General features: G+C 31.8%; 8 protein-coding genes. 4 read left to right on the top strand and 4 right to left on the bottom strand.

Annotated elements, in window-relative coordinates; all coding sequences use genetic code 11:
- Positions 1-11: 11 nt before the first annotated feature.
- The gene (treC, locus tag IX290_RS10485; RefSeq protein WP_211493138.1) at positions 12-1,694 is read right to left on the bottom strand and encodes an alpha,alpha-phosphotrehalase; all 1,683 of its coding nucleotides are present in this window, start codon (positions 1,692-1,694) and stop codon (positions 12-14) included.
- Between the two features lie 16 nt (positions 1,695-1,710).
- On the bottom strand, positions 1,711-3,138 hold the full coding sequence (gene treP / locus IX290_RS10480) for a PTS system trehalose-specific EIIBC component (protein ID WP_211493137.1): 1,428 nt from the start codon (positions 3,136-3,138) through the stop codon (positions 1,711-1,713).
- A gap of 187 nt (positions 3,139-3,325) precedes the next feature.
- On the opposite strand from treP, the gene treR reads away from it, so the two are divergent.
- Both treR and IX290_RS10470 read left to right on the top strand, forming a co-directional pair.
- Positions 3,326-4,042 (top strand): trehalose operon repressor, encoded by a 717-nt coding sequence (treR, locus tag IX290_RS10475; protein ID WP_211493136.1) that lies wholly within the window; start codon positions 3,326-3,328, stop codon positions 4,040-4,042.
- A gap of 19 nt (positions 4,043-4,061) precedes the next feature.
- On the top strand, positions 4,062-4,640 hold the full coding sequence (locus tag IX290_RS10470; RefSeq protein ID WP_211493135.1) for a YiiX/YebB-like N1pC/P60 family cysteine hydrolase: 579 nt from the start codon (positions 4,062-4,064) through the stop codon (positions 4,638-4,640).
- Positions 4,641-4,906: 266 nt separating this feature from the next.
- Here the strand turns inward: IX290_RS10470 and IX290_RS10465 are convergent, their stop codons facing one another.
- Together IX290_RS10465 and IX290_RS10460 are read right to left on the bottom strand one after the other, a co-directional pair.
- Positions 4,907-5,731 (bottom strand): MBL fold metallo-hydrolase, encoded by an 825-nt coding sequence (locus tag IX290_RS10465; protein ID WP_211493134.1) that lies wholly within the window; start codon positions 5,729-5,731, stop codon positions 4,907-4,909.
- A gap of 243 nt (positions 5,732-5,974) precedes the next feature.
- The gene (locus tag IX290_RS10460) at positions 5,975-6,514 is read right to left on the bottom strand and encodes a cupin domain-containing protein (protein ID WP_211493133.1); all 540 of its coding nucleotides are present in this window, start codon (positions 6,512-6,514) and stop codon (positions 5,975-5,977) included.
- Positions 6,515-7,076: 562 nt separating this feature from the next.
- Here IX290_RS10460 and IX290_RS10455 point away from each other — a divergent pair.
- Positions 7,077-8,093, top strand: coding sequence for a PTS sugar transporter subunit IIC (locus tag IX290_RS10455; RefSeq protein ID WP_211493132.1), 1,017 nt, complete (start codon positions 7,077-7,079; stop codon positions 8,091-8,093).
- Between the two features lies 1 nt (position 8,094).
- Positions 8,095-9,306: an L-serine ammonia-lyase, iron-sulfur-dependent, subunit alpha gene (locus IX290_RS10450; RefSeq protein WP_211493131.1), complete on the top strand. Its 1,212-nt coding sequence runs from the start codon at positions 8,095-8,097 to the stop codon at positions 9,304-9,306.
- The last annotated feature ends 121 nt before the right edge of the window (positions 9,307-9,427 follow it).

The following is a 9,427-nucleotide window of genomic DNA, read 5'->3' as shown; positions in this document are numbered from 1 at the left end:
TAAATATAATATTATTTATTCATATTTTCATTATAGATAACCACTGTCTCATAAGGTCTTAATTTTAACAGATTTCCATCTATTTTAACATCTGGATAATTTTTTAGTAAAACCTTCTGACCAGCATATCTGTTATCAAGTTCAACTTCAGTTTCACAGTCAAAGAAATTATTTATAACAACTAACCCTTCATTTTCCCATTTTCTTTCATATGCAAAAAGTTTTTCATGTTCCTCATATAGAGGGGTAAAGCTACCATGTGATATAACTTTATACTCTTTTCTAAGCTCTATAAGTTTTTTATAGAAGTGGAATACAGAGTCACTATTTTTAAGGTTATCCTCAACATTTATATCCTTGTAGTTACTAGATATACCTATCCAAGGAGTACCAGTTGTAAATCCGGCATTTTGAGATGCGTTCCACTGAACTGGAGTTCTGCTATTGTCTCTTGATTTTTGATTTAGTATTGCTATAGCTTCTTCTTTAGTTTTACCTTTTTCAAGTAAAATTTTGTAGTTATTTAGAGATTCTACATCTCTAAAAGAGTCTATAGTGTTAAAATCTGGATTTGTCATAGCTATCTCTTCACCCTGATAGATGTAAGGAGTTCCACGTAGAAGCTGAATAGCTGCACCTAACATCTTAGCAGATTCTTTTAGATATTTTTCACTTCCAAATCTGCTAACTATTCTAGGCTGGTCATGGTTACACCAGAAAACCGCATTCCATCCATTTCCTTTTTCCATCTCCACCTGCCACTTAAACATAATATCCTTTAGAGCTTTAAAATCAAGAGTTCCAAGCTCCCATTTATTTCCATTTGTATAGTCAACTTTCAGGTGATGAAAATTAAATACCATTGAAAGCTCTCTGTTTGCAGGATTTGTATATCCTATGCAGTTTGGAATAGTAGTTGATGACATCTCACCAACAGTTAAACTTCCCTCTTTTTTACCAAAGGTATTTTTAGTTAATTCTTTTAAAAACTCATGGATTCTAGGGCCATCTGTATAGAATCTTCTACCATCAGAAGAAGCATTGGCAAGAGTATCATCAGGGAAATTCTGATTTTTAGAGATAAGGTTTATAACATCAAGTCTAAATCCATCAACACCTTTATCCAACCAGAAATTAATCATCTCATAGATATCCTTTCTGAGATTTTCATTTTCCCAGTTAAGGTCTGCCTGAGTTACATCAAATAGGTGTAGATAGTACTCTCCAAGAGATTCTACATACTCCCATGCACTTCCACCAAATTTTGAAAGCCAGTTATTAGGTTTTCTCTCTCTATCCCCTTTTTTCCAGATATAATAGTCGTGATATCTGTTTTCAGGGCCTTTTAATGCCTCTTTAAACCATCTATGCTCTGTGGAAGTGTGATTTATAACCATGTCCATTATAAGTTTCATTCCTCTTTTATGTGTTTCAACTAGAAGTCTGTCAAAATCCTCCATTGTTCCAAAAGAGGGGTCAATATTGTAATAATCTGCAATATCATATCCATTGTCTTTCATAGGAGAGATATACATAGGTGTTGTCCATATAACATCTACACCAAGCTCTTTAAGATAGTCTAATTTCTCTATAATCCCTTGAATATCCCCAATTCCATCTCCATTTGTATCATAAAAACTTTTTGGATATATCTGATAAACAACTGAACTTTTCCACCAATCTTTTTCTAACATAATTCCATCCTTTTTCTTATTTTTTAATTTTGATAATCTTGTTTTTGCTAAGGAGATAAGTAGCTACCATAGGTGCTATAATTGCAATGATAATAGCTATAATATAGTTGACCCAGAATCTAGGTTGAATAGCTAAGAATGCAGGTAGACCACCTATACCAATTGAGTTTGCAAGAACTCCACTTATTGTAGAGTAAACAGCAGCTAATGCAGAACCGATTAAAGCTCCATAGAAAGGATACATAAATCTTAAGTTAACTCCAAACATCGCTGGTTCTGTAACACCTAACCATGCAGAGATAGCAGATGATAGAGATAGTGATTTGATTTTTTCATCTTTTCTATTTAAAAGCATAACTGTAATTGCAGCTGAACCTTGAGCAATATTACTTAGAGCAATCATTGGCCATATCATAGTTCCACCCTGAGCAATAAGTTGCAGGTCAACAGCTAGGAATGTGTGATGAACCCCAGTGATTACAAGAGGTGCATATAACATACCAAATAGTACAGCTCCTATGACTCTAAATGGACCAGTTAGTAAAACGTTAAATATATATGCAATGTAGTTTCCTATCTCTCTTGATACAGGTCCTATTACTAAATATGATAGAACAACTGTTGTAAATAGTACTAAAAATGGTACTAAAATCATTTTTAAAATTTCTGGAACATGTTTTTTTAGTAAAGTTTCAAACTTAACCATAAATATTCCTGCTAACATTGCTGGAATTACCTGAGCCTGGTATCCAACTTTTTGAATTGTTATAAATCCAAAATCCCAGAATGGCACTGCACCAGCAGCCTGTGCACTTGCATAACCATAGGCATTAAGAAGTTGTGGAGATACAAGAGTAATTCCTAAAACAATACCTAAAATCTCTGTACCACCATATTTTTTAACAGTTGACCAGGTTACTCCAACAGGTAGGAAGTGGAATATAGCTTCCCCTAATATCCATAAGAAACTGTGAAGTTCTGCCAATTTTGGGTAGATAGATGTAAGAGTCTGATTTTCATTAGGACCAAATACTGCCAGGTCTCCAATGATATTTCTAAATCCAAGAATAAGCCCACCAGTTATGATAGCTGGTAATAGAGGAGTAAATATTTCTGCAAAACTTGCTATTACTTTTTGGAAAGTGTTTCCTTTAGAGCTGGCTATCTTTTTAACCTCTTCTTTTGAAACCTCTTTTATCTGAGCCACTTGGATAAAATCCTTATAAAATTCCTTAACCTGATTTCCAATTATAATTTGAAATTGACCAGCTGCAGAGAAGCAACCTTTGACACTTGGAGAATTTTCTAATCCCTCTTTATCAACTAACTTCTCATCCTTTAAAACAAGTCTTAATCTTGTAACACAATGTGTAGCACTGATTAAATTTTCTTTTCCACCGATAAGATTTAAAATCTCTTTAGCTTCATTTGAATATTTGCCCATTTTCACTCCTCCTATAATTTTATATCAAACTATTTAATCTATTATTGAACATATTTTAGCATTTATATATTGCAATGTCAATAACTTGTTTAAACAAGTTAAGAAGTAAATTTTTACTTATGGATATTTTTCTGTTATAATTAATTTTAAGAAAAGGTAATATTTTAAAGAATGGATAGGAGTAAAAATGAGCAATAGTAAGTATATGGAGATATATGAGTATATAAAAAAGAATATTAAAAATGAGAACTATCTTCCTGGAGAGAAAATTCCATCTGAAAATCAGCTAAAGGACTTTTTTTCTGTAAGCAGAAATACTGTTAGAAAAGCTATTGAATTATTGGCATCTGATGGGTATTTAAGTTCCATACAGGGAAAGGGAGTTTTTGTAATGAAAAAAATTCCTGTGACATTTCTTTTAAGTGGAAATCAGAGTTTTAAGGAGTCATCAGCTAAAAATAAACTAAAATACAGTACCTCAGTACCTGTTTTAGAAGTTGTAGTAGTTGATGAGAAACTAAGTGAGATTACACATTTCCCAGTTGGAGAGCTTCTGTATCATCTTGTGAGAGTCCGTGAGATAAATGGAGAGAAGATAATTTTAGATGAGAATTATTTTTTAAAGGATATTTTAAAAGGATTGACTCCTGAGATAGCATGTGATTCCATATATGAGTTTTTAGAAGAGAAAAAAGGGGTAAAAATAAATGGTGCTCAAAAGATTATCTCTGTAGAAAAGGCAACTGAACTGGATAAAGAGTATCTGGATCTCAATAAGGATAATGTTGTTGTTATTGTTAAAAACTTTGCTTATCTTGAAAATGGACTTTTATTTGAATATACTGAATCTCACCATAGAAGTGATAAATTTGTATTCACAAGCTATGCTAAGAGAGAAAAGTAATAAAAAACGGGGATAGATAATGAAGATTATTAAGATTTTAATTTTTCTGATTATTTTTTCAGGATGCTCAAATCTACAAAGTGTAAATACTCCAGAAGGAGTAAGGAAACTTCAATGGGTAAGTGGTAAAAGTGTAATGAGAAAACTTGATAGATTGCAGGTTGGAGATATTATAGTTAAAAATAAAATAGCCAGCTCTCCAACAAGCTGGTTTGGACACTCAGCAATTGTACTTACACCATGGAGTGTTGCTGAATATCCTATGATAGGTGCAGGATTTATTCAGGCACCTCTTTTAGCCTGGCTCCATGAAGATAGAGATATTGTAGTCTTAAGATACAGATATATGGATAGAAGATTTATGCACAGACTTTTAATCAATGTAAAAAGATATTCAAACAGAGAGTATCAGATTACATTTGATAAATATAATAATAGAAAATTTTACTGTTCTCAATATGTGTGGTTCTTATATTATCAGACTGCAAAGGAGCTTAAGGATCCTCATTTTGATTATGATTTCAAAAGAAAAGATAGACTTATTCTTCCATATGATCTTCTGGAACTTCCAAATTTTGAGGTTGTTCCCATGAACTGAATATTTATAAATTATTGAGGCTGTTGCAAATACTCTAAAAAATATAATTCTCTTAGCTATCAATTATTTCTATTTATTTTGCTTACAGAAAGAAAATCCGAAACTCACTTCGTTCAAACAGTCGAATTTTCAGTATTCTGTTTCGCTGCATAAATTACGAAACAATTTCTAATGCCGAGAATTTTATTTTTATAAGTTTAGCAATTTAACAGCCTCAATTTATATATATTCAGTATTTATTACTGTCCGTATACATATTGATATTTTTATAGAATAAATATATTTCCAGTATTATTTTTGAAAATACTTCTATTTTCATTTTTAAATTTTTCGAGCACATTTTCACCTGTACAGTGTGAAATTCCAAGAAATGAGATATTGTTATTTTTAATAAATTTTATTGTCCCGTCTACCTTTTCACTGGGAGCATGGCTCAAATGTAGACCACCTATTATTCCATTTACTTTTTTTCCTGTCCACTTTTCTATGTTTTTTATAATGTTGACAATTCCTATATGAGAGCATCCACAAAGAATTATAAATCCTTTTGAAGTGTCCAGTCCCAAAGCTATCTCATCACTCATTGTATCAGGTTTTAGTGATGTTGGTTCTCCTCTGAAGTATGTAGGATCTGTTTTTTCGAACTGTGTAATAAGGTCAAAATTAGTAAACAGAGTTATATTTTTTGAAATCTTATGTATATGGTCATTAATAAATTTTATTTTTATATGGTTGTCAACTAATATTTTATAGAGTCTGTTGCAGCTCAAAATTCTTGAGACTTTATCTGTTAAAATAAACCTCTTGTCAAAGAAGTTTTTATTAACGTTAAGTGTAAAATCATTTCCAAATCTCTTTATGTATTTTTCCACTCCACCAGCGTGGTCATAGTGGTTGTGACTTAGGATAATATTCTTTATTTCAGTTGTATCCAGTCCTAACTTTTCAATATTTGAAACAAATTCTCCAGTCTGTCCAGTATCAAAAATAAGAGAGATATCCTCATCTTCTATATATGTAGAAAAGCCAAATTCACATTTGAGATCAGGATTACTACCCATACTGTTTTCAATTAGCGTTATCAGTTTCATAAATACCCTCCTTTTATCATATAATAAAATTTATACTTAGATAGCTATACCCCTTATAAATTAAGCATTTAAAGAGATGAAAAAATATTTTTATTATTGTGTGTATACATATTAATAATAATAGCTCTTTATTATGTTATACCTCAAAAACTGAGATTTGAAAAATAAATTAAATAAAAAAAGTTCAGCTCCAAATTTGAAACTGAACTTATAAATCCATATAAATTTATTCATATTTTAAAATTATCTGTTTTTAGCAGAGAACCAGTAAACTATTGAAGTTCCTTCACTTGGATTTTTGTATCTGTGAGGTGTTCCTTCTCTTATAAATATAGAGTCTCCCTCGTTCAGGTGATAAACTACCTTATCAAGCTCTATTTCTAGTGCCCCTTTAATAACTATTCCTATTTCATCATAACCATGTCCCCATGACATATCACTGAATGTATTATTTCCTTCATCCAAAGTGATAGCTATACCATTGAGACTTGCCTTTCCATTTAAAAGACTTTCAACTTTTACTGATGATTGTGTATTGTTAAATATCTCTTCTCTTTCAGCAGCTCTGGTTATAGGATTGTTTCCAGCTTCTTCATCGAAGACTTCCATAAGGTTTACTCCCAGTGCAGAGCAGATCTGCTGGAGGTTACTTATTGAAGGGCTGTTTAAATCTCTTTCAATATTACTTAAAAATCCTATTGAAAGTCCAGTTATATCAGCCAGCTGTTTTAATGTGTAGTCTTTACCTTTTCTAATGGCTTTAATTTTTTCTCCTATTTTCATCGACGACTGCTCCTCCCCAATGTAATTTAATTTATAAAATTATATCATAAAGAGCACCTATTGTAAATTAAGAATGTACAGTAGAATTTAAAATAATTCGTGAGACTGCACAGCAAGTTTACACGAAACTTTATTTTATTTGAATTTATACAATGTTGAAGGAAAATAGTAAGTATAAAAAAAATTAATAATTCCTAAAAAATATTATTTTTTTAAAAATTTTTTCATTTTTTTTAAAATTAATTTGGAAGAATAATCTCAATTTCAGTTTAATGTAAATTATAAAAATATATAATAATGAAATTATATTAAGATTTTTATTAAAAAAAGTTTAAAAACACTTGTGCTTATTGTGAATACATAATTTAAAAAACTTAAAATATTTCAAAAAACTGAAAAAAGTCGTTGAAATATTTTATTTGCTATGATATACTTTTTCATGTATATAAAAAAAAAGCAATATTCATAAAAAGAACGAAATATATGGTTAACTAATAGTTGAATATTGTTAAGTATAAGTAAACACAAATTAAAATATTTTTAAAAGAAAAAGGAGATTGACATGGAGGTTATTAAAGGAATCGTTTTGTTATTAATCGTTTTAGGAGGATTTTCACTATTCAGTATGAAAATGCCTAAAGGTATGAAGGCAATGGGAGCACTTGCAGGAGCAGCAACAGCAAGTTTCCTAGTAGAAGCTTTCCAAAAATATGTTGGTGGAGATTTATTTGGTATCGCATTTTTAGGTGAAGTTGGTAATGCAGCAGGAAGTCTTGGAGGAACAGCAGCAGCTATACTTGTACCTATCGCTTTAGGTGTTAACCCTACATATGCAGTACTTGTTGGAGTATCAGTAGCAGGATTTGGAATATTACCAGGATTTTTAGCAGGATATATCTTATCATTTATTATTCCTCAATTAGAAAAAAGAATCCCTCAAGGATTAGACCTGATATTTGTAATATGTTTTATGGCACCACTTGCTAGACTTATTGCAGCAATATCAAACCCAATAGTAAATTCAACTCTTTTAAATATAGGAAGAATTCTTGAATCAGCATCTCACACAAGCCCAATAATAATGGGAATCATCTTAGGTGGAGTTATTACAGTAGTAGCAACAGCTCCATTATCATCAATGGCACTTACAGCTATGATGGGACTTACAGGTGTACCTATGGCAATTGGAGCACTATCAGTAATGGGATCATCATTTATGAATGGAGTTTTCTTCCACAGAATGGGATTTGGAGATAGAAAAACTACAATAGCTGTAGCAATAGAACCACTTACACAAGCTGACATCATCTCAGCTAACCCAATCCCAGTTTATGTAACAAACTTTATCGGTGGAGCTTTAGCAGGAGTGGTCGTAGCTCTATTTGAACTTGTAAACAATGCAACAGGAACTGCAACTCCAATAGCAGGACTTATGGTAATGTATGGCTTCAACGATGCAATGACAGTAACAAAGGTAGCACTAATGTGCGCTGGTTCTGGTATATTTGCCGGATTTTTAGGATCATTAATCTTTAAAAATTATAAGATTAAAACTGTACAGGATATAAGAGGTAACTAGTATGGATAGTTTGAAAGAATTATTTAAAATTGGATGCGGACCATCAAGTTCTCATACAATGGGTCCAGAGAGAGCAGCAAAGAGATTTAAAGCAGAAACAGAAGATGCGGCTTCATACAAAGTTGAGCTTTATGGAAGTTTAGCTGCAACTGGTAAGGGACACTTAACAGACTGGATAATTATTGAAACACTAAAACCTAAAAAGACTGAGATAGTATGGATGCCTGAATTTATCCATGAGTATCACACAAATGGAATGAAATTCTATGCTCTTGATGAAAATGGAAATGTAATGAAAGATTGGCTTGTATTCTCAGTTGGTGGAGGAACTATAAAAGAGCTTACAGATAAGAGAAGTGGAGCTCAAGGTGTATATCCTCTAACAAAAATGGATGACATCATGGCATGGTGTAAAGAGAACAACAAAGAGTTATGGGAATATGTAGAACACTGTGAAGGACCAGAAATTTGGGATCACTTAAGAGATATTTTAAATACTATGGATGCAGCTGTATCAAGAGGAATTTTAAAGGATGGAGTACTTCCAGGAAAATTAAGATTTCCAAGAAAAGCAAAACAGATCTATGATAAAATTGATAAAAAGAGAAATTATCTTGTAATCACTAAAAAGATATTTGCTTATGCACTTGCAGTAGCTGAAGAAAACAGTTCAGCAGGAACAATAGTTACAGCTCCTACATGTGGAGCAGCTGGGGTAATACCTGGACTTTTAAGAGCTTTAATTGAAGAGTATGAATTAGATGAAACTACTGCTTTAAGAGCTCTTGCAATAGCTGGTTTAATTGGAAACCTTATTAAAGAAAATGCAACAATTTCAGGTGCTGAAGGTGGATGTCAGGCTGAAATAGGAGCAGCTTGTTCTATGGCTTCAGGTATGGCAGTTTACATCTTAGGTGGAACTACTGAACAGATAGAATATGCAGCAGAGATGGGACTTGAGCATCACCTTGGAATGACTTGTGACCCAGTTGGTGGATATGTTCAAATACCTTGTATTGAAAGAAATGCAATAGTTGCAGTTAGATCTTTAAATACAGCTGACTATGCTCTATCAACTGATGGAGAACACACAATTACTTTTGACCAGGTTGTAATTACAATGAAAGAAACAGGTTGTGACATGTGCTCAGCTTATAAGGAAACTTCACAAGGTGGACTTGCTAAATATTACGATAAGTTTTTAAAAGACTAATCATATAAATATGTATATGCACAATAATAAAATAAAAAAGCTTAACATTTGTTAGGCTTTTTTTGTTTTTTATATATTAGGAAATTATAATTTGAATAATAAGATAGAAAGTAGCTGAGAA

It is taken from the genome of Fusobacterium sp. DD2 (assembly GCF_018205345.1).
In the GTDB taxonomy this organism is placed as follows: domain Bacteria; phylum Fusobacteriota; class Fusobacteriia; order Fusobacteriales; family Fusobacteriaceae; genus Fusobacterium_A.
This window is presented reverse-complemented; position numbering and strand designations above follow the sequence as displayed.